Origin of the sequence: Microlunatus speluncae (assembly GCF_009299835.1) — a bacterium.
Classification (GTDB): Bacteria; Actinomycetota; Actinomycetes; order Propionibacteriales; family Propionibacteriaceae; genus Microlunatus; species Microlunatus speluncae.
In genome coordinates, this window is sequence record NZ_VKCZ01000021.1 from 372,112 (window position 1) to 390,626 (window position 18,515).

General features: G+C 70.5%; 16 protein-coding genes. 5 read left to right on the top strand and 11 right to left on the bottom strand.

Translation table 11 applies throughout. From position 1 onward, the window contains the following. Positions 1-39 precede the first annotated feature (39 nt). From FNH24_RS31215 to FNH24_RS31225, 3 genes are read right to left on the bottom strand one after another with little or no spacing between them, the layout of a single operon-like run. A complete protein-coding gene (locus tag FNH24_RS31215) occupies positions 40-1,596 on the bottom strand; it encodes an acyl-CoA synthetase (RefSeq protein ID WP_152366153.1) in 1,557 nt (518 codons plus the stop codon). A gap of 24 nt (positions 1,597-1,620) precedes the next feature. Then, positions 1,621-2,742, bottom strand: a complete 1,122-nt coding sequence (locus FNH24_RS31220; protein ID WP_152366154.1) for a DUF5938 domain-containing protein — start codon at positions 2,740-2,742, stop codon at positions 1,621-1,623. A gap of 13 nt (positions 2,743-2,755) precedes the next feature. Continuing rightward, on the bottom strand, positions 2,756-3,559 hold the full coding sequence (locus tag FNH24_RS31225; protein ID WP_152366155.1) for an SDR family NAD(P)-dependent oxidoreductase: 804 nt from the start codon (positions 3,557-3,559) through the stop codon (positions 2,756-2,758). A 230-nt stretch (positions 3,560-3,789) separates the two neighbouring features. On the opposite strand from FNH24_RS31225, the gene FNH24_RS31230 reads away from it, so the two are divergent. Together FNH24_RS31230 and FNH24_RS31235 are read left to right on the top strand one after the other, a co-directional pair. Further along, positions 3,790-4,419: a TetR/AcrR family transcriptional regulator gene (locus tag FNH24_RS31230; protein ID WP_246187163.1), complete on the top strand. Its 630-nt coding sequence runs from the start codon at positions 3,790-3,792 to the stop codon at positions 4,417-4,419. A gap of 189 nt (positions 4,420-4,608) precedes the next feature. Beyond that, the gene (locus tag FNH24_RS31235; protein WP_246187164.1) at positions 4,609-5,397 is read left to right on the top strand and encodes an HAD family hydrolase; all 789 of its coding nucleotides are present in this window, start codon (positions 4,609-4,611) and stop codon (positions 5,395-5,397) included. Here FNH24_RS31235 and FNH24_RS31240 read toward each other — a convergent pair. The 5 genes from FNH24_RS31240 to FNH24_RS31260 all read right to left on the bottom strand — a co-directional run bounded on the left by FNH24_RS31240 (position 5,308) and on the right by FNH24_RS31260 (position 8,728). After that, positions 5,308-5,718, bottom strand: a complete 411-nt coding sequence (locus tag FNH24_RS31240) for a hypothetical protein (protein WP_152366157.1) — start codon at positions 5,716-5,718, stop codon at positions 5,308-5,310. The genes FNH24_RS31235 and FNH24_RS31240 overlap by 90 nt on opposite strands. A gap of 10 nt (positions 5,719-5,728) precedes the next feature. Then, positions 5,729-6,853 carry a lysophospholipid acyltransferase family protein gene (locus FNH24_RS31245; RefSeq protein WP_152366158.1) on the bottom strand — a complete coding sequence of 375 codons (1,125 nt, stop codon included), beginning with the start codon at positions 6,851-6,853 and terminating at the stop codon, positions 5,729-5,731. Then, complete coding sequence (locus FNH24_RS31250; protein ID WP_246187165.1) at positions 6,843-7,871, bottom strand: NAD-dependent epimerase/dehydratase family protein; 1,029 nt, start codon at positions 7,869-7,871, stop codon at positions 6,843-6,845. Before FNH24_RS31250 ends, FNH24_RS31245 begins: the two co-directional genes overlap by 11 nt. Before the next feature lie 61 nt (positions 7,872-7,932). After that, positions 7,933-8,034 (bottom strand): 30S ribosomal protein bS22, encoded by a 102-nt coding sequence (locus tag FNH24_RS31255; protein WP_002550589.1) that lies wholly within the window; start codon positions 8,032-8,034, stop codon positions 7,933-7,935. 103 nt (positions 8,035-8,137) lie between these two features. Then, complete coding sequence (locus FNH24_RS31260) at positions 8,138-8,728, bottom strand: TetR/AcrR family transcriptional regulator (protein WP_152366159.1); 591 nt, start codon at positions 8,726-8,728, stop codon at positions 8,138-8,140. A 130-nt stretch (positions 8,729-8,858) separates the two neighbouring features. Between FNH24_RS31260 and FNH24_RS31265 the strand changes: the two genes are divergently transcribed. Continuing rightward, positions 8,859-10,121: an amidohydrolase family protein gene (locus FNH24_RS31265; protein WP_152366160.1), complete on the top strand. Its 1,263-nt coding sequence runs from the start codon at positions 8,859-8,861 to the stop codon at positions 10,119-10,121. Between the two features lie 349 nt (positions 10,122-10,470). On the opposite strand, the gene FNH24_RS31270 is transcribed toward FNH24_RS31265, so the two are convergent. Together FNH24_RS31270 and FNH24_RS31275 are read right to left on the bottom strand one after the other, a co-directional pair. Beyond that, on the bottom strand, positions 10,471-14,148 hold the full coding sequence (locus tag FNH24_RS31270; RefSeq protein WP_152366161.1) for a GH116 family glycosyl hydrolase: 3,678 nt from the start codon (positions 14,146-14,148) through the stop codon (positions 10,471-10,473). A 238-nt stretch (positions 14,149-14,386) separates the two neighbouring features. Continuing rightward, positions 14,387-15,826: an alpha/beta fold hydrolase gene (locus FNH24_RS31275; protein WP_152366162.1), complete on the bottom strand. Its 1,440-nt coding sequence runs from the start codon at positions 15,824-15,826 to the stop codon at positions 14,387-14,389. Positions 15,827-15,927: 101 nt separating this feature from the next. Here FNH24_RS31275 and FNH24_RS31280 point away from each other — a divergent pair, with 101 nt between their 5' ends. Together FNH24_RS31280 and FNH24_RS31285 are read left to right on the top strand one after the other, a co-directional pair. After that, complete coding sequence (locus FNH24_RS31280) at positions 15,928-16,881, top strand: sensor histidine kinase (RefSeq protein WP_217428650.1); 954 nt, start codon at positions 15,928-15,930, stop codon at positions 16,879-16,881. Continuing rightward, positions 16,878-17,537, top strand: coding sequence for a response regulator (locus FNH24_RS31285; protein ID WP_152366163.1), 660 nt, complete (start codon positions 16,878-16,880; stop codon positions 17,535-17,537). Before FNH24_RS31280 ends, FNH24_RS31285 begins: the two co-directional genes overlap by 4 nt. Positions 17,538-17,676: 139 nt before the next feature. Here FNH24_RS31285 and FNH24_RS31290 read toward each other — a convergent pair. Next, positions 17,677-18,515: LLM class flavin-dependent oxidoreductase (locus FNH24_RS31290; RefSeq protein WP_152366164.1), on the bottom strand; the 839-nt coding region annotated here is incomplete at its 5' end.

The following is an 18,515-nucleotide window of genomic DNA, read 5'->3' on the forward strand; positions in this document are numbered from 1 at the left end:
CCCGAGTCTGGCATACGACTCCAGGCTCGGCGCGCCCTTTCAGCGGGCCGGGGCGAGGAGGCGGTCGCGGATGTCGCGTTTCAGCACCTTGCCGACAGTGGAGCGGGGAAGGTCGGGCCAGAGTTCGACCTGTTTGGGCGCCTTCAGGCCGCCGAGGCGGTCGCGGGCGAACGCCCGGAGCTCGTCGGCGGTGGCCCGGTGACCGGGGTGGAGTTCGACGACGGCGGTGACCCGCTCGCCCCAGTGGTCGTCGGGCAGGCCGACGACGGCGCAGTCGCGGACGGCCGGGTGGGCCAGCAGGGCCGACTCCACCTCGGCCGAATAGACGTTGAAGCCGCCGGTGATGATCATGTCCTTGGCCCGGTCGACGATGAACAGGAAGTTGTCGGCGTCCAGATAGCCGATGTCCCCGGTGTGATGCCAGCCGTACGCACTCGCCGCCGCGGTCGCCTCCGGGTTCTTGTAGTAGCCGGCCATCACCAGCGGCCCGCGGACCACGATCTCGCCCCGCTCCCCCGGCCCGAGCACGGTGCCGTCGGCGTCCATGATCGCAACCTGCACCAGCGGTGCCGGCCGTCCGGCCGACGCGAACCGCTCGACCGCCGGGGTCCCGTCCGGTCGAAGATGATCACTCGGTGCCAGGGTGGAGACCACCATCGGCGCCTCGGTCTGGCCGAAGAACTGGCCCAGCACCGGGCCGATCACCTCGATCGCCCGGGCCAGCCGGGTCGGCGACATCGGCGCGGCCCCGTACCAGAGACACTGCAGTGAGCTCAGGTCGGTCGACCCCAAGGCCGGATGATCAAGGAGCTGATAGATCAGCGTCGGCGGCAGCATGGTGTGGGTGATCGACTTCTCCGTGATCGTGGTCAGGAACCGGCCGAGGTCGGGCCGGGGCAAGATCACGATCTCGCCGCCGAGGCTGAGCACCGGGAAGCAGAGCACACCGGCGGCATGGGTCAGCGGTGCCAGCGCCAGATAGCGCGGCCGGCCGTCGAACGGGTAGCCGATCAAGGTGATCGCGGTCATCGCCTCGAGGTTGTGCCCGGTCAGCTGGACCCCCTTGGGCCGGCCGGTGGTGCCGCCGGTGCCGACGATCATGGCGAGGTCGTCGACCGGGTCGGCCTGCCACGGCCCGTCCTCGGCCGCGGCCAGCCAGCCACCGAAGTCCACCGCCCCGGGCACCGCGGCGAGCGGGATCGGCTCCGGGTCCAGGCAGACCAGAGTGGTCAGTTGCGGCAGGTCCGGCGCGATGGTCGCCACCAGGTCGGCGAAGCCGGCCTGGAAGATCAGGGCGACGCAGTCGAAGAGCTCCAGCAGCTCCCGGTTCTCGGCCGCGACGCTGCGCGGGTTGATCGGGCACCAGACGGCGCCGGCCCGGGAGATGCCGAAGACGTAGGCGAAGGCGACCGGGTCGTTGGCCGACAGGATCGCCACCTTGTCCCCCGGCCGGACCCCGCTGCCGGCCAGCGCCCGGGCGATCCGCCAGGACAGCCGTTGCACCTCGCCGTAACTCCGGGTCTGCGCGCCCAGGGTCAGGCAGGGCGCGTCCGGCCCGAGCGAGGCGCCCTTGTCCAGGTAGTCGATCAACCGCATGTCTGCCGTCCCCGGTCGCGGCGGTCAGTGCCGGCGGGTCAGGACCGGCTCCATCACCAGCCCGAAGCTGCGCAGCACGCCGAGCAGCTCCCGGTGCCCGAAGGCCTGGCAGCCGGAGGCGAAGCCGGCCCGCCGCGGCGGCTGCTGCAACAGGGAGTACGCCGCGTACGCCTGCATCAGCCCGGTCTGCTTGTAGTTGCAGTTGCCGTAGATCACGCAGTGCGCCCGGCCCAGCGGACCGGAGGCGTGCACCGAGTCGAGTGAGGTGTTGATCCGCGGGTTCTCCCGTGGCGGCATCTCGTTCATCACCGCCGCGGCCGTCTCGGCCAGGGCCCTGTGCTGGTCCTCCTCGGACAGGTCCTTGATCTGCTCCATCGCCGCGGCCACGATCTGCGGCACGCCCTGCATCAGGGCGCGATCGGCCACCCCGCCGAGCACCTTGACGTTCGCCACCCGCGGGTCCCGGCGGAACCAGACCGGGTGCGAGGTGCCGCCCCACGGCAACGCCAGCCCGAGCTCGTGCTGCCCGGGCACGGCGACGCTGTAGACGCCGGCGTCGGCGGGCCACTCCTGATACTCGTTCTGCTCCAGGTAGTTGGCCTTGGCCAGCGCCGCGTTGACCAGGATGGTCCGGGTCGAGGCGACCGTCGGCAGCCCCTTCCAGATCACCAGGATGTCGAGCGTGTCCAGCCCCGGCTCCTCCAGGCACAGCTGCGCCGCGATCTCACCGGTGGTGTACATCTGTGCCAGCCCGGGCGACAGCAGCAGCCCGGCCTCGGCCATCCGGGCCCCGTACGTCTCGTCACAGGTGATCAACCAGTCCTGCTCGCCGGTCGTGTCCAGGTAGTGGCAGCCGGTGGCCAGGCAGGCCTCGACCACCTCGCTGCCGTACTCGGAGAACGGGCCGACGGTGTTGCAGACGACACTCGCCTCGGCCAGCAGGTCGGTCAGCGCGGCCACGTCGTGGGTGACCTCGACGATCTCGTAGTCGGCGGTGCCGATGCCGGGGATCAGGTCCAGGGCCTGCTGCACCCGGTCCTTGTCCCGCCCCGCGGCGACGAACGGCACGTTGTATTCGCGCAGGTATTCACAGATCAGCCGGCCGGTGTAGCCGGAGGCGCCGTAGACGACGACAGGCTTGGTCATGACTCGTCCTCCCTCACATTCCCATGCCGCCGTCGACCGGAAGGCCGGCGCCGGTGATGAAACGCGCCGCGTCGGAGGCCAGGAAGACCACCGCGTCGGCCATGTCGGCCACCTCGCCCAACCGGCCCTGCGGGGTCAGCCCGATCACCGCGCCGACCGCCTCCTCCGGGCTCGGGAACAGGCCGAGCCGGGCCACGTCCTGGGCCAGCTGGGCGCCCATCGCGGTCGGCACCAGACCGGGATAGATGCAGTTCACCCGCACGCCGTAGCCGAGCTTGCCCGACTCCATCGCGGCGACCCGGGTCAGCCGGTCGACGCCGGACTTGGTGGCCGAATACACCGAGATACCGGGAAAGGCGATGGTGGCGGCGACGGACGCGACATTGACCACAGCACCGCCCTTCCCGGCAGGACCATCGGGGCGCATCGCGCGGAAGGCGTGCTTGAGGCCGAGCGCGGTGCCGAGCAGGTTGACCTCGAGCATCCGCCGGATCTGATCCGGCTCGAGGTCGACGACCAGGCTGGTGATCTCGACTCCGGCGTTGTTGACCACGATGTCCAGCCCGCCCAGCTCGGCGATCGTGGCGGCCACGGCCTGCTCCCAGCTGGCATCGTCGGTGACGTCGAGGGGGACGAACGCGGCCTTGGCGCCGGCCGCACTCAACTCGTCGACCGTGGCCCGGCCCTGATCCTGCTGGATGTCGGCCACGGCCACCGCGGCACCGGCCTCGGCGAGCGCCGTGGCCATGCCCGCGCCGAGCCCCTGCGCGCTGCCGCTGACCAGGGCGACCCGGCCGCTCAGAGCGTACGCACCCATCGTTCATCGCCTCCTTGAGATGGTGGGGATTCCGCTGATTCGAGAGAGCCGCGCCGCCGCTCTCCGGTGCAGCGGCGCGACCCTGACCGACAGCCTGGAGTAATCCTGGACACTCGTCAAGGTATTCCTGGACATTCGTCAAGATTCAGCTCCGCGATAGCGGTTTCCGGCCGTTACACTGACTGCGGCCCGGATTGCGGGCCGGACATCCTGCGAACACCGGGAGTCAGGTGAGCGAGGCAACGACGACGCCGCAGAAGCGCAGTCCGGCGCGGCGGCAGACCGACAAGATCGCCGAACGCCGGATGCAGTTGGCCACGTCGGCGCTGCAGACCCTGGCCGAGCTCGGCTACGCCCGGACCAGCCTGCGCGAGATCGCCCAGAACTCCGAGTTCTCGCACGGTGTGCTGCACTACTACTTCGACGACAAGGTGGACCTGCTCACCTACTGCGTCCGGCAGTACGAGGACGTCTGCGTCACCCGCTACGACGCGATCGTGGCCGCGGCCGAGACCGCCGACGGCCTGCGCCGGGACTTCGCGGCGGCGATGGCGATGACGCTGCGGGTGGACGCGCCGATGCACCGGCTCTGGTACGACGTCCGCAACCAGAGCCTGTTCGACGAGTCGTTCCGCACCGACGTGCAGGAGATCGACCAGCGCCGGGAGGCGATGATCTGGCGGGTCGTCGACCGCTATCTCGAGCTGCGCGAGGCCGAGCCGGCCGTCACCCCGGCGGCAGCGTACGGAATCCTCGACGGGCTGTTCCAGCAGGCCCTGCTGCGCCATCTGTTCGGCGACGCCGACGCCCTGGACCGGTTGCGCGACGAGGTCGAGCGGGTGCTGGACACGATGATCTAGGACATCCACCGACGCGGCACTAGGGTGGTCGCCGTGTCTCGCTCAGAGCAGCGTCGAGCCGTCGCTCGCCCGGAAAAGGGCCGTTCCGTCGCTCGCCCGGAAAAGGGCCGTTCCGTCGCTCGCCCGGAAAAGGGCCGATCCGTCGCTCGCCCGGAAAAGGGCCGCACGGTCGCTGCCCCACCGCCGCCGGTGATCGGTCAGGATCCCCAGGCGGCGGCGTTCTTCGACCTCGACAACACCGTGATCCAGGGCGCGTCACTGTTCCACCTGGCCAAGGGCCTGTATCGGCGCGGTTTCTTCCCCACCCGGCTGATCATCAAGGGCATCTGGCTGCAGAGCTACTTCCGGCTGGTCGGCCGGGAGAATCCGGAGCACATCGCCGACGCCCGCAGCGCGACGCTGGCGTTCATCGCCGGTCACCGGGTGATCGATCTGCAGGCGGCCGGCGAGGAGATCTACGACGAGTCGATCGCGCGCCGGATCTGGCCCGGCACCCGGTCGCTGGCCCAGGTGCACCTCGACGTCGGGCAGCAGGTCTGGCTGGTCACCGCGGCCCCGGTCGAGGTGGCCACGATCATCGCCCAGCGGCTGGGGCTGACCGGTGCGCTGGGCACGGTCGCCGAGCACACCGACGGCGTCTACACCGGCCGGCTGCGCGGCGATCTGCTGCACGGCGCGGCCAAGGCCGAGGCGGTACGCGAGCTGGCGACTGCGCTGAATCTCGATCTGGCCCGGTGCTTCGCCTACTCCGACTCGTTCAACGACCTGCCGATGCTGTCCTCGGTCGGCCATCCCTGTGCCGTGAACCCCGACGGCCGGCTGCTCGAGCACGCCGAGGAGCTGGACTGGCAGATCCGCGACTTCCGGACCGGCCGCCGGGCGATCCGGCTAGGGCTGATCGCCGCCGCGGTGATCGGCGGGGTGACCGGGGCCGTCTCCGCCGGGGTCGCCGTCGCCCGGCTGCTGCGCCGGCGCTGACTCCGGCGGCGGGTCCCAGCGCTGGACCCAGCGCTGGCGGGTGATCACGATCACCGCCGCGGCGACGACCAGATAGAGCAGGAAGCCGGACAGGGCGAGCAGGCCGACCGATTCGGCCAGCCCCTCCGGCGGAGTCACCAGCCCGATGATCATCACCAGCACGCCGAGCCCGATCATGGCCGCCACGCCGACCATGGCGAAGCCGAGAAGTTGATCACCGGACACGTCGCGATCACGAACGGTCGCGGTGTTGCGCCGGACGACCAGGCCGAGGAACACGCCGGCGGCGACGAGGATCAGGGCGATCGGGCCGTAGACCATGATCAGTTGATCAGAAGATCCCCGGCCGGCGGACCAGCAGGGCGTGCAGGGTCTGCTGGATCGTCTCCCGGACCTGATCGGTGACGTTGAAGATCACCGTCGGGTCGTCGGCCGCGGCGGGAGCGATCTGGTCGGTCGGGATCGCCTCGCCGATCTCGATGATCCACTTGCTGGGCAACGGAATTGCGCCGAGCGGGCCGAACCAGGGAAAGAGCGGAGTGAGCGGGAAGTACGGCAGCCCGAACGCCCGGGACAGCACCGGCACCTTGGCCAGGATCGGGTAGATCTCCTCCGAGCCGACGATCGAGACCGGGATGATCGGCACCTGGGCCCGCACCGCGGCCGAGACGAAACCGCCGCGGCCGAACCGCTGCAGCCGGTAGCGATCGGTGTAGAGCTTGCCCAGCCCCTTGAACCCCTCCGGGAAGACGGCGACGATCTCCCCCGCCGTCAGCAGCCGTTCGGCGTCCTCGGCGCAGGCCAGCGTGGTGCCGGTCTTGCGGGCCAGGTCATGCGAGTACGGGGTGGCGAAGATCAGGTCGGCGCCGAGGGAGCGGACGTGCCGACCGATCTCGTCGTGGATGATCGACTGCAGCACCATCCCGTCCAGCGGCAACCCGCCGGCGTGGTTGGACACCAGCAGGGCGGCGCCGTCGGTCGGCAGCCGCTCCGCGCCGCGCAGCTCGACCCGGAACCAGTTCCGGACCAGCGGCCGCAACAGCGGCAGAAAGATCTTGGTGGTGAACTCCGGGTCGAAGCCGAACTCGTCCGTCGGGTAGTCGCCGTGCAGCCGGGACCGGGCAAACTCGGCCGCCCGCTCGACCGCCGCCACCCACTCCGGCCCGATCCGGTCCGCCCCGAGCCAGCCGGCCAGGCCGGACACTGCCCCCCGCAGCCCGGACACAACACCGCGCAGCCCGGCCGTCGGCGACTCCGGTTGAGATTCCGGATCAGGGTCGGATCCCTGGCCTGCTTCGGATTCCTGAGCTTCGTCGGGTTCCCGGGCCTCGGCTTCGGGCTGCTGGGTCTCGTCGGGTTCGGGGTCGTGATCAGGACGGCGCCGGCGGGGCGCGAAGCCCAGCACCTCGGCCTCGGGTCCGTCCGGCTCCAGCCGACCCTCGAACTCAGACGCCATCGCCGGCCCGCCCTCCGGTCAGCAGCCGCGCGGCCGCGTCCACCAGGGCGTCGGCCCGGTCGGGTCCGAGCAGGCCCGGCCCGGTCGGCGCCGCCCATTCCGCGAGCGCCTCGGCCGAGCCGTAGCGCGGCCGCCAGTCGGTCGCCGCGGTGAAGCGCGAACTGTCCATGGCTCGACCGTAGGTCAGCACGTCGAGCTGCTCGTCGGAGATCTCGGCGAAGCCGGCACGGCGGGCCAGCCCGGCCAGCAGCGGCCCCGCCGGCCGCGGCACCTCGACCCAGGGCCGGCCGAGCGTCCGCAGCGCCTGGCTGAGCAGGACGACATCGTCGGCGGCCACGTTGAAGGTGCCGGGCAGGTCGTCCCGGGTGACGGTGAGCAGCGCGTCGACCGCGTCGGCGGGATGCAGGAACTGCAGCCGGGCGTCGAAACCGGCCACCTTCGGCACCACCGGCAGCCCGAGATAGGCGGTGATCGTGCTGTCCACGCCGGCGCCCATCAGCGGGGCCATCCGCAGCGTGGTCACGCAGCCGTCGTCGAGCCGGCGGGCGTAGCCGCGGACGTAGGACTCGATCTCGGCCGAGTCCTTGCCGAAGCCGGAGCGCAGCGAGGCCCGTGGCCCCATCTCCTCGGTGAACCGGGCCGGATCGCGCGGCGAAGACCCGTACACCGACACGGATCCCTGGACCACGAACTTGCGGACGCTCGCCGCCTTCTGGCACGCAGCGAGCAGCTGCATCGTGCCGATGACGTTGATCTCCTTCATCGAGGAGCGCCCGCCGGTGCGACCGGGGGCGGCCAGCACCGCCATGTGCACGACGACCTCGACGTCATGACTGTCGATCACCTTGCCGATGATCGGCGCCCGGATGTCCGCGCGGATGAAGGCCGCCCGGCCGAGATCATGACGCGGAGGTACGACATCGACACCGATCACCGTGACCTCGGTGTCGGCGGCCAGCGACCGGGCGAAACGGGCAGCGAGGTCTCGGGACACGCCGGTGATCATGACCGTGGTCATCGCGGCGTACCCCCTCACCTCAGCCGGGTTCGGCTCCGGGCCCCGTCAACTGTCGAAGGGGCTACTTGCCGGCGCGGCGTCGCTGAATGCGTGTTTTCTTGAGCAGCTTGCGGTGCTTCTTCTTCGCCATCCGCTTGCGACGCTTCTTGATGACCGAACCCACGTGGAAACCCTCTAACCCCAGTATGAATGTGAACGTGCTGCTTGAGCCGGCGGCTGCCGCCGACTGCCGTGCATGCTACCGGTCCGGGCGCGGCGGGCGCGAATCACCGGAGCAGTGACCGGAAGTGGGCCTCGAGCGCCGCATCGACCGCGGCGGGGGCGAGGTCGGTCAGGTCGACCTGGATGGACAGCCCGTCGACCAGGGCGAGCAGGATCGACGCCGCCAGCTCCACGTCGAGGCCGGCCCGGAGCTCACCCGCGGCTGCCGCGTGCCGCAGCGACTCCACCAGCACGGCCCGGCTGGCCAGTTGCTGGTCGCGCAGGATCGTCGCGATCTGCGGATCCACGTCGGCGTAGGCGAGGAACGACAGCCAGACCCGGTGCTCGATCCGCTGCTCCGGGGTGACCGCGACCAGTTGGCGGACCACCGCCCGGAGCACGTCCAGCACCGACGCCCCACCGGCCTCCAGCACCTCGTGGATCCGGTGCCCGAGCTGCTCGGCGAGCTGCTCCAGGGTGAACCGCAGCATGCTCTCCTTCGAGCCGAAGTAGTGCTGCAGTTGGCCGATCGACACCCCGGCCGCGGCGGCGACCTCGCGCAGGCTGGCCGCCTCCAGGCCTCGCTCGGCGATCACCCACCACAGGGCCCGGGCGACCTTGGCCCGGCGCTCCTGATGGTCGACCTGTCGGGGCATCCGCACTCCTCAGCTGGGGTTTCGGTTCATGGTCAGGTTACAGTATCTTCGTATTAGTACGTTCATACTGAACAGAATCGGAGTGATCAGAATGCCCTGCAGGTGCCATATCCGGATCGGCCGGCGAGCCATGTTGGCCGCGGCCCTCGCCGTGCCGGTGCTTTCGGCCTGCGGCCCGGAACGGGTCGGTGCCCGGCCGGCCGGCGGCTTCGCGTTCGAGGGTGTGCGGGTCTTCGACGGCGAGCGGGTGATCGGCTCCGGCACGGTGCTGGTCAGCGGGGCGGAGCTCGTCGGCGTCGGAGAGCGGATCGAGATCCCGACCGGGTACGAGCGCATCGACGGCACCGGCCGGACGCTGCTGCCGGGGCTGATCGACGCGCATTCCCACCTGATGCCGAGCACCGATCCGCCCCGGTTCGGCGTCACCACCGAGCTGGAGTTGGGCACCGTCGCCGAGCAGCGGGGCGACGTGCGGACCCAGCGGGCCTCGACCGCGCCGACCGCCCGGGCCGACCTGTGGAGTGCCGGGACGCTGGTCACGGTGCCCGGCGGGCACGGCACCCAGGCCTTCCCGGGGCTGGCCACGCTCGGACCGAACGACGATCCGGCCGCGTTCGTCGACCAGCGGATCGCCGAGGGCGCCGATCACCTCAAGCTGGTGATCGAGCATCGTGATCATGACGGGTCGCCGATGCCGACCTTGTCCGACCGGCAGCTCCGCGCCCTGATCACGGCGGCCGCGGAGCGCGGCCTGCGCACGCTGGCCCACGTCACCCGGACCGACGACGCGCTGCTCGCGATCGACGCCGGGATCAGTGGGCTGGCCCATGTCTGCGCCGACCGTCCGGTCGACCGGACCTTGATCGACCGGGCGCTGGACCGTGGCGTGTTCATGATCAGCACGAGCGCGTACGACCTCGGCACCGCACGCCGCCGGGAGGGTGATCGGAGCATCTATGCCGACCCGCGGATCGCGCCGCGGCTGTCCGGCTTCCAGCGGGCGATCCTGGACACCCCGTTCCCGGAATCGCCGTGGATGAACGACTCCTGGCTCGATCGGGGCCGGGCCAACACCCGCATCCTGCGGGCGGCCGGCGTGCCGATCCTGGCCGGCACCGACGCCCCGATCCCCGGCTTGATCAACGGCGTCAGCCTGCTCGCCTGCCTCGAGTCTCTGGTGGGCCCCGGCCTGGACCCGGTCACCGCCCTGACCACCGCCACCGCCGCCCCGGCCGACGCCTTCGGCCTGACCGACCGCGGCCGCCTGCAAGCCGGCCACCGCGCCGACCTGGTCCTCGTCGCCGGCGACCCGACGACCAAGATCACCGACCTCCGCGCCATCGAAGCCGTCTGGAAGAACGGCCACCCGATCGACCTCAACCCAACCCCTTGAGCCTGCTGGACGTTGGCGGGGTTCCGTTCCCTGAGCCTGTCGAAGGGCAAGCCAGGCGGGCCCCTTCTCGGGGTTACGGGCCGCAGGTTCGGTGCCGTCGAGTGGACCCGCGCCGACAGGCTTCGGTCGGTGCACGCCCAGGGAAAAAGACGCGCCAAGGACTGGCGGGTTAGGGCGGTTCCTGGGAACGTCCGGCCGGGCGCACAACGCGACGAACCGCCATGACCCGCCCGTCCTTGGTGCGTCTTTCCGGCCGCCAGGCCGAAACCCGAGGGGCACCAAGCTGGCCCGCCCTTCGACAAGCTCAGGGAACGAACGAGCGACCCTCCGGCGGCACAGGGTCATGGTTCTAGGTCAGTTCCACGCCGATGGTCTGTCCGGCCTTGATCGTGACCGACTTGCCCAGCGTCACCACGGCCCGGATGCCGTCGGCCTCGACCTCGGCCGGGATCCGCCGGCCGCCGAAACGGACGGTGACATGGCGGGCCGGCTCGTTAGTCTCGAACGAGAGGGTGGCCAGCCGGAGCTCGCCGTAGCGGAGCTCGACGTCGGCGGCGAGCCGGCGACCGCGCCGGGTCTGCCGATAGGAGCCCCAGCCCTCCGCCGCGGTGAAGGCGCCACGGAAGTCCTCCGGCCCGATCCGCGGCGCGAAGCCGAGATGCCCCTTCGGCCCGTGGTATTCGTACCCGATCGCCGCCAGATAGACGCCGAAGCTCATCATGGCCCGGGCGTAGTGATCACTGGCCTCGATCTCGTTGTACGGGTTGCGTTTGCTGCCGTGGTAGCGGTCGTAGATCGCCTTCGTCACCGCCAGCCCCTCGGCGATCATCCCCTCGGCGAACAGGTGCGCCGCGAACTGGTGCTCCTGCCCGGTCCACACCTCGTTGAAGTACATCAGCCCACCGCTCTCGGTGGAACCGCCGTGCGGCCAGGTGGTCATGATCACGCCGGGCTCGTCCTTGGTGGCATAGATCCGGCCGCCGTTCACCCCCGGCGGACGGTACGAGATCGGGTCGGGCAGGAAGTTGTTGGCGTAGATGCTGCCCAGTGCAGTGCTGGACTGATCATGGTCGAAGACCCGCGGCAGGCCGAGCTGGCTGGCATAGGCCTGCCCGTACAGCTGATCGATGTGACAGCCCCGGTTGGAGTTCACCGACGGATGATCGGGATCGGTCTTCTGCACGAAGTAGCCGTACTCCTCGTTCCACAGCTTCTCCGCCAGGTGTTTCGAGCCGCTGGCGGCGATCGTGGCGTAGCGCTTCGCCGCCGCGTCGTCGCCGGCCTCGGTGGCCAGCTCTGCGGCCGCCCGGAGGGCGGCGACGTAGAGCCCGCTCAGCCACGGCACCTCGCCGAACCACTCGGTGTCCAGGGTGTTCCATTGGCTGCCGCGGAGGATGCCGTCGATCTCGTCCCCGTCGGCGCCGTCACGGCTGGTGATCACGAACTCGACCGACTTCTTGATCTTGGTCCAGTTCTGCTCCAGGAACTCCGGGTCGGGGCTCATCTGGTGCTCGCGGTAGAACCGCAGGATGGTGCCGCACTGGCCGTCGGCGAACGAGGTCGACGCGTCGCCGCACTCGCCCCGGTTGCCGATCTCGCCGGTCTCCTTGAACGCGATGCCGAGATCGACCCGCTGCCGGGTGTCGCGCTCCAGCTGCGGGAACAGCCGGCCGATCGCCTGGCCGTAGCTCCACACGTGCTGGCAGGTGCCGGCGCAGCAGTAGGTGCCCTCCCAGGCGTAGAACCGGCCGCCCTCGTACTCAGGACTCGTGAACCGATAGCAGGTGCTGGTCGCCAACGTCGAGGCCGTGGCCAGGGTCCGCTCCAGGAACCAGTGCGGCAGCGTCGAGTCCTCGTACCAGGTCTGCACCCAGGCCGTGGTCTGCTCGCCCAGCCGATCGCCGTCGGCGGCCAGGTGATCGACCACCGCGCGGGCGGAGTCGAACCGGTTGCCGTACTCCCGGCGCAGGGTCGCGGCGCCGACCAGTTCGGCGAACAGTTCGCGTTGCGGGATCGGGAAGTGCCAGCCGAACGCGAACCGGACCACCCGCTCCTCGCCCGGCGCGAGGGTCAGCTCGACGGCGGTCGTGGCGACCTGGCCGTCGCCGGTGCCGTCCACCTCGGCCGGCCCGTCCTCGGCGTCGAACAGGGCATCCGGATCGACCTCGCCGGCCGGCAGCGCGATCGACGGCCTGGCCTTCGCCGCCGTGCCCAGGGCGCCGAGCGCGAAGCTGCCGCCGTCAGGCCGCTCGGCCACCGGCAGTCGGCGGACCGGGCGGTCGCTGAACAGGATCCGGTCGACGTTCAGGTGGCCCCAGCCGCCGGTGTGCCGGTCGACCAGCTGGATCCGGGCCTTCTTGCCCTGATAGCGCCCGACGTCCATCGACACGGCGGTCAGCGGCTCGATGTCGGTGCCGTTGGCGGTCGCCACCACCTCGTCGCCGATGATCACGTTGAAGCAGGTCTCGCCGCGATGGCTGCCGCCGCCGACCCAGGCCGTGACGAAGCGGCGATCGATGGTGAATTCCCTGCTGGTCAGGGTTCCCTGGTGCCCGTCGGGATTCCCGTCGTCGGCCCGAAAGTGGTACGACGTGACGAACTTGCCCTTGACGTTGAGCTCGGTGCGGACGCCGAACGGGCGACGGAAACCCTCCGGCGTCTCAGCGGCGGTGACCGGGCCGTCGCCGAACGCGGTGCCGGTGACCTGCCAGTCCTGGTAACCGTCCTCCCAGTCCTCGAACAGGACGTCGGCCCGGTCGGTGAACCAGATCGCGTCGCAGCTGAGGTGACCCCAGGCACCCTCGGCCTCATCGACGATCTTGATCGTCGCGGTCTTGCCCTGATGAGCTTCGAGGTCGAGGAAGCGGGTGATCATCGGCTCGGTGTTGTCACCGGTCGCCGTGGCCACCACCTCGCCGTCGATGATCACGTTGACGCAGGTCTTCCCGGCATGATCACCTCCGCTCAGCGCGACCGCGACGTAGCGCCGCTCGACGGTGAACTCCTTGCTGGTCAGGGATCCGGTGCGATCGTCGGGGTCGCCGTCCAGCCGGAAGTTGTACGAGGTCACGTAGCGGGTGCCGGACAGGTTGAGGTCGCCGAACCGCTTCAGGATGTTGGGCACCGCGGCCGGCCGGACCGGCCCGTCGCCGAACGCGTCGCCGGTGGCGGTCCAGTCTCCGAAACCGTCAGACTCCCAGTCCTCGAAGAGGATGTCGTCGCCCTCGGCGGAATGATCATCGACCGCGGTGAACTCGGTGCCGCCGGCGAAGCCCTTGGCCCGGAGCCGGGTCGGCTGGTTGCGCCGGCTGTCCAGACAGACCGGGTTCTCCGCGTAGCCGAGCAGCGTGGCCCGGACCGTCGCCGAGCCGGAGTTGCGCAGGGTGAAGGCCATGATCGTCGCCGGCAGCGTCGAGTCGTCGACGGCCAGCGGCACGAAGGGTGCGTACGCGGTCAGTTCGACCTCGACCGGCGAATCGGGGTCGGCATAGGAAACCCGGCCCGTCGGATACTGACCGGTGAACCGGACATCGGCGAAGCCGGAGGCGTCCAGAGCCGCAGTCCGGGTGCTCCCGCCGGCCTCAGTCCGCAGCGCGAAGCCCTGCCGGAACTGGGCCGCGCCGGGCTGGTCGGCGGACAACGGGTCGGCGTAGTTGGCGCCGGAGAAGTCGGCCCCGCCGAGCGGGAACGAGGTCGGGTTGAAGATGTCCCAGGCCCACAGCCGGCCGTCGCCGGCGAGGAACACCTGGCCGGCACAGCCGCCGCCGACCGGCATCCCGATCTTGGCCAGCGCCGCCCCGGAGTATTCGGTCGGCTTGCCCCGCGCGACCAGCGCGGCCAACGCCTTCCCCTTCGGCGGCGTCGCCGGCCTCGGCTCGGCGCCGGCCGGCCAGGCGTTCAGCGTCGTCGCCGCGCCGATCCCGGTCGCACTCAGCGCCAGGAACGTGCGCCGGGTGAAGGCCGCCCGAGGGCAGTCGCCCGAGCAGGTCCGGCCGGAACATCCCGCGGGTTGTTGATCATGATCCATGTCGAAGCTCCCCTACCGCATCGTCACCGTTGACTCGAAATCGATTTCAACCTAGACCGGGACGAGGCGGGTGGTCAACGGTTCGGAGCAGACCAGCCCATTCCGTGAACGACGATCGGTCGTACGGCCGAGGCTCAGGGAGTGGAGGCTTGGGTGTTCGTTCCCTGAGCCTGCCGAAGGGGCAGGCCACATCACCAGCGCCCTCGACAAGCTCAAGGAACGGAACAAACGCGCGGATTCAGCAGATCGTGTCGCGGTCCGGCACCTCGAGGTCCGTGACGTAGCGATTGATCAAGGTCCGCGCGCACTCATTGAACTGGTACAAGGTGTGTCCGGAGTCATCGTGGAAGATCGAGCCGCTCCCCGGCACCTGGTCAAGCACCGGCTCGATGGCGTCGAACTCGTCCCAGGCGCCCGCGCCGAGCAGCGGCGGCAGGCCGTCCGGCAGCGGCGCCGGCGGATTGGTCAGCGGGGTCGGCCAGCCGACGCACTGCAACGTGTTCGCCACCATGGTGCCGACGGACCCGGTGTTCGGCGCGACCCGGCCGACCCTCTTCGCGGCGGCGGTCAGTTCGCCGTAGGTCGTGGCGCGCGGGATGTCCGTGCACTCGGTGATCCCGGTGGGGATGTCAGGGTAGGGGCTCTGCGGCTTGGCCGGGATGAAGCCCGAGGCGTCGCCGCGACCCGCATCCCGGATGGCGTCGGCCAGTTCCGTCCAGTCCTTCTGCCGGGCCAGGCCGAGGGCGAGGCCGCGCAGGTCGGTGCCGTTGTAGTGATAGGTCTCCTCACCCCGGGTGCCGACCAGCGGCGTCCGGTCGGCCTTGCGGACCAGCCGTTGCCAGGTCCGCTCGACGTTGCCACCGTGCAGCGCACAGGTTTGATCTTGCCCGCACCAGTCGAAGAATCGGCCGATCGTCGTCTCGTTCCGCTTGGCGTGGGCGATCAGCTCGGCGTCCCAGTCCTTGACCGCGTGCGGGAAGGTCCCGTCCAGCACCAGGGTGCGGACCCGGTCCGGGAACAGCCGGGCGTAGGCCTGGCCATAGAGACCGGCGTAGGAGGCACCGTAGAAGTTGAGCTTGGTCTCGCCCAGCGCGATCCGGATCGCCTCCATGTCCCGGGCCTGATCGGCCGAGCTCAGATGATCGAAGAACTCGGCATCCCTGCTGCGGCAGGCGAAGGCGATGCCCAGATTGACCCGGGCCAGGCGCCCGAACTCGGCGGCGTCCCGGGGCAGGTTCGGGATCGGGTTCCGGCTCCAGTTGCAGTCCAGGCCGGTGCTGGTGCCACCGAACTGCTGGCCGTAGCCGCGGGTGTCCCAGGTGATCAGGTCCATCCGCTGCCGCAGCTCGTCCCAGCTCTCCGGGGTCTGCCGGGTGATCGCCAGGCCGGGTCCGCCCGGTCCGCCGTACGCCACCAGCAGGGAACCCTCCGGCTCGGGATCGGTGCTGGGCAACCGGCCGAGCTGCAAGGTGATCTTGCGGCCCTCGGGCTTCGACCAGTCGACGGGCACGTCGAGTGAGGCACATTCCAGGCCGGACTTGTCGTCGTCACCGGCCGGGCACGGCTTCCAGTCCAGGCTCGACCGCGGCTCGGCTGGCTCGGCGACCGCCGTCGCCGCGGTCAGCGTCAGCGCCGGCAGCAGGGTCAGCGCCGCGAGGATGATCATGATTGGTTTCATGTCGATCAACCGTGCCGGGACGCAGGGCCCGAGACATCGGAGCACGGGTTGACCGCCCGTGGGTGGAGGCCGTCCTTGCCGAACCCGGCTACGGTTCCGGCGTGGGCATCGAAACCATGGGGCCGGTCCTCGTCCTGGCCCTGCTCGCCTTCCTGGTGGCGGTCCGGTTGCCGAAGCTCCGCTGGGTGCCGACCCGGGTGATCGGCGTGGCCAGCGCCCTCGGGCTGTTGGCCTCCGCCGCCGCGGGACCGTCGATCCCGCTGCCGGCCGGCGCGCTGCGGATCATCGGCCCGGTGGTGCTCGCGCTGTCGATCATCGGCGCAGGCTGGGCGATCGGGCGGGCGGTCCGGGACCGGCGGGACTATCTGACCCGGACCGCGGCCGAGCACGCGGCCCGGGCCGTGGCCGAGGAGCGGCTGCGGATCGCCCGGGAACTGCACGACATCGTCGCCCACAACTTGAGCTTGATCACCGTGAAGGCGGGGGTCGCGGCCCACGTCGCGGCGGCGCGGCCGGAGGAGGTGCCCGCCGCGCTCCGGGTGATCGAACAGACCAGCCGGGCCGCGCTGGACGAGACCCGGCACCTGCTCGACCTGCTGCGCACCGGCTCCGCGGCCGACGATCTTGCCCCGGCCCCGACCATCGACCGACTGCCCGACCTCGTGGCCGCCGCCGCCACGGCCGGCGTCGACGTCGATCTCGAGGCCACAGACGTTGATCAACTTCCGGACGACGTCGGACGCGCGGTCTATCGGATCGTCCAGGAGGCGGTGACCAACGTGGTGCGGCACGCGGCGCCGGCGCGCTGCCGGGTCCGGGTGCAGGGTCGGCCCGGCACCGTCCGGGTCGAGGTGCGCGACAACGGTGCCGGCGCCGCGCCGACGACCCAGCGGAGAACCGGTCGGGGCCGGCTCGGTCACGGGTTGATCGGAATGCGCGAGCGGGTCGCCCTGTACGGCGGCGACTTCGAGGCCGGGCCCGGTGCCGGCGGCGGATTCATGATCACCGCCGTGCTGCCGTACGCCGAACGACAGCCGACCCGGGCCACCGGATGACGGCCGACGCGACCCGGGTGCTGATCGTCGATGATCAAGCCCTGCTCCGCGGCAGCTTCCGGGTGCTGCTGGAGACCGAGCCCGGATTGATCGTCGTCGGCGAGGCCGGCACCGGCGCGGCGGCAGTCGCGTTGGCCCGTGAGCTGACCCCCGATGTCGTCCTGATGGACGTCCGGATGCCGGAGCTGGACGGCATCGAGGCGACCCGGCAGATCTGCGCCGAGACCGCCGACGTGCGCGTGTTGATCTTGACGACCTTTGATCTTGACGACTACGTCTACGCCTCGCTCCGGGCCGGCGCCAGCGGCTTCCTGCTCAAGGATTCCCCGCCGGCCGACCTGCTCGCCGCGATCGCGGTGATCGCCCGCGGTGACGCCCTGCTGGCGCCGAGCGTGACCCGCCGGCTGATCGCCACCTTCGCCAGCCAGCCACCCGCCGCCTCGGTCGCCGGACTGGACGGCGTCACCGACCGGGAACGCGAGGTGCTGACCCTGATCGCCCGCGGCCTGTCCAACACCGAGATCGCCGACCATCTCTATCTGAGCCCCGCCACCGTGAAGACCCACATCGGCCAACTGCTGCGAAAGCTGGACGCCCGGGACCGGGCCCGACTGGTGATCGCCGCCTACGAGAGCCGCCTGATCACTCCTACCTGACCGGACCCCGACCCGGCTCGGCGCGTTTCTCTACCTGTGGCGAGAAATGGACCGGGAACGGGCCGGATTCCGATCAATTCTCTACCTGGGTCGAGAAACGGCCTCCCGCCAGGCCAGGCATCGCCCAATCCCCCTTGGATCAAGCGAGGAGCTCGGCGGCAATCAGTTCCAGGGTCTCGGTGCAACGGCTGTGCGAGAGGCCGGGCAGCCGGGCCCAGTGGGCGAAGTGATCGACGTCGAACTCGGCCCGCAGCGCCGCCAGCTTCTCGATCACCTCACCGGGAGCGCCGACCAGATAGTCATCACGATTCAGTTCCTCGGGGTGAGTCCGCTGACCGTACTTGGCGATCTGTCCTTCCAGGTAAGCAATGCCGGGCGCCGCCTCGGCCCAGGCCTGCTCGGCCGATGGGGCGACGTGCAGGATGCCGGTGGCGACCACCGGCAGCTCGAGGCCGAGGTTCTTGATCATGCCGAGCCGGGCGCGCAGGTCCGAGACCTTGCCGCAGTAGACCAGGATCCCGTCGGCGATCCGCGCCGCGCGCCGCAACGCGGGCTCGGTCACGGCGCCGACATAGATCGGCAGCGGCCGCCGCGGTCGCGGGGTCACCTGCACCTCGTCGAAAGACCAGTGTTCGCCCGCGAAGCTGAACCGGCCGTCCGTGGTCCAGGCGCGGCGCAGGATCCCGATTCCCTCCTCCAGCAGGGATCCGCGCCGCCGCCGATCTGCACCGAACGCGGCGAACTCCGGCTTCGCGTACCCCTGCCCGAGACCGAGAACCATCCGCCCCGCGGAGATCAGATCGGCGACCGCCGCATCCTCGGCGATCCGTAGCGGATGGTGCAGCGGCAGCGGAATGATGTTGGTGCCGATCCGGATCCGGTGGGTCCGGGCCGCGATCGCCGCGGCCATGATCAACGGCGACGGCAGCAACCCGTCATCGGTCAGGTGATGCTCCGACATCCACACGGAGTCGAAGC

Coding starts and splice junctions, on each gene's coding strand:
- FNH24_RS31215 (WP_152366153.1), bottom strand. CDS start 1,596: ATGCGGTTGATCGACTACCTGGACAAGGGCGCCTCGCTCGGGCCGGAC.
- FNH24_RS31265 (WP_152366160.1), top strand. CDS start 8,859: ATGTTGGCCGCGGCCCTCGCCGTGCCGGTGCTTTCGGCCTGCGGCCCG.
- FNH24_RS31260 (WP_152366159.1), bottom strand. CDS start 8,728: ATGCCCCGACAGGTCGACCATCAGGAGCGCCGGGCCAAGGTCGCCCGG.
- FNH24_RS31225 (WP_152366155.1), bottom strand. CDS start 3,559: ATGGGTGCGTACGCTCTGAGCGGCCGGGTCGCCCTGGTCAGCGGCAGC.
- FNH24_RS31250 (WP_246187165.1), bottom strand. CDS start 7,871: ATGACCACGGTCATGATCACCGGCGTGTCCCGAGACCTCGCTGCCCGT.
- FNH24_RS31245 (WP_152366158.1), bottom strand. CDS start 6,853: ATGGCGTCTGAGTTCGAGGGTCGGCTGGAGCCGGACGGACCCGAGGCC.
- FNH24_RS31270 (WP_152366161.1), bottom strand. CDS start 14,148: ATGGATCATGATCAACAACCCGCGGGATGTTCCGGCCGGACCTGCTCG.
- FNH24_RS31275 (WP_152366162.1), bottom strand. CDS start 15,826: ATGAAACCAATCATGATCATCCTCGCGGCGCTGACCCTGCTGCCGGCG.
- FNH24_RS31240 (WP_152366157.1), bottom strand. CDS start 5,718: ATGGTCTACGGCCCGATCGCCCTGATCCTCGTCGCCGCCGGCGTGTTC.
- FNH24_RS31285 (WP_152366163.1), top strand. CDS start 16,878: ATGACGGCCGACGCGACCCGGGTGCTGATCGTCGATGATCAAGCCCTG.
- FNH24_RS31220 (WP_152366154.1), bottom strand. CDS start 2,742: ATGACCAAGCCTGTCGTCGTCTACGGCGCCTCCGGCTACACCGGCCGG.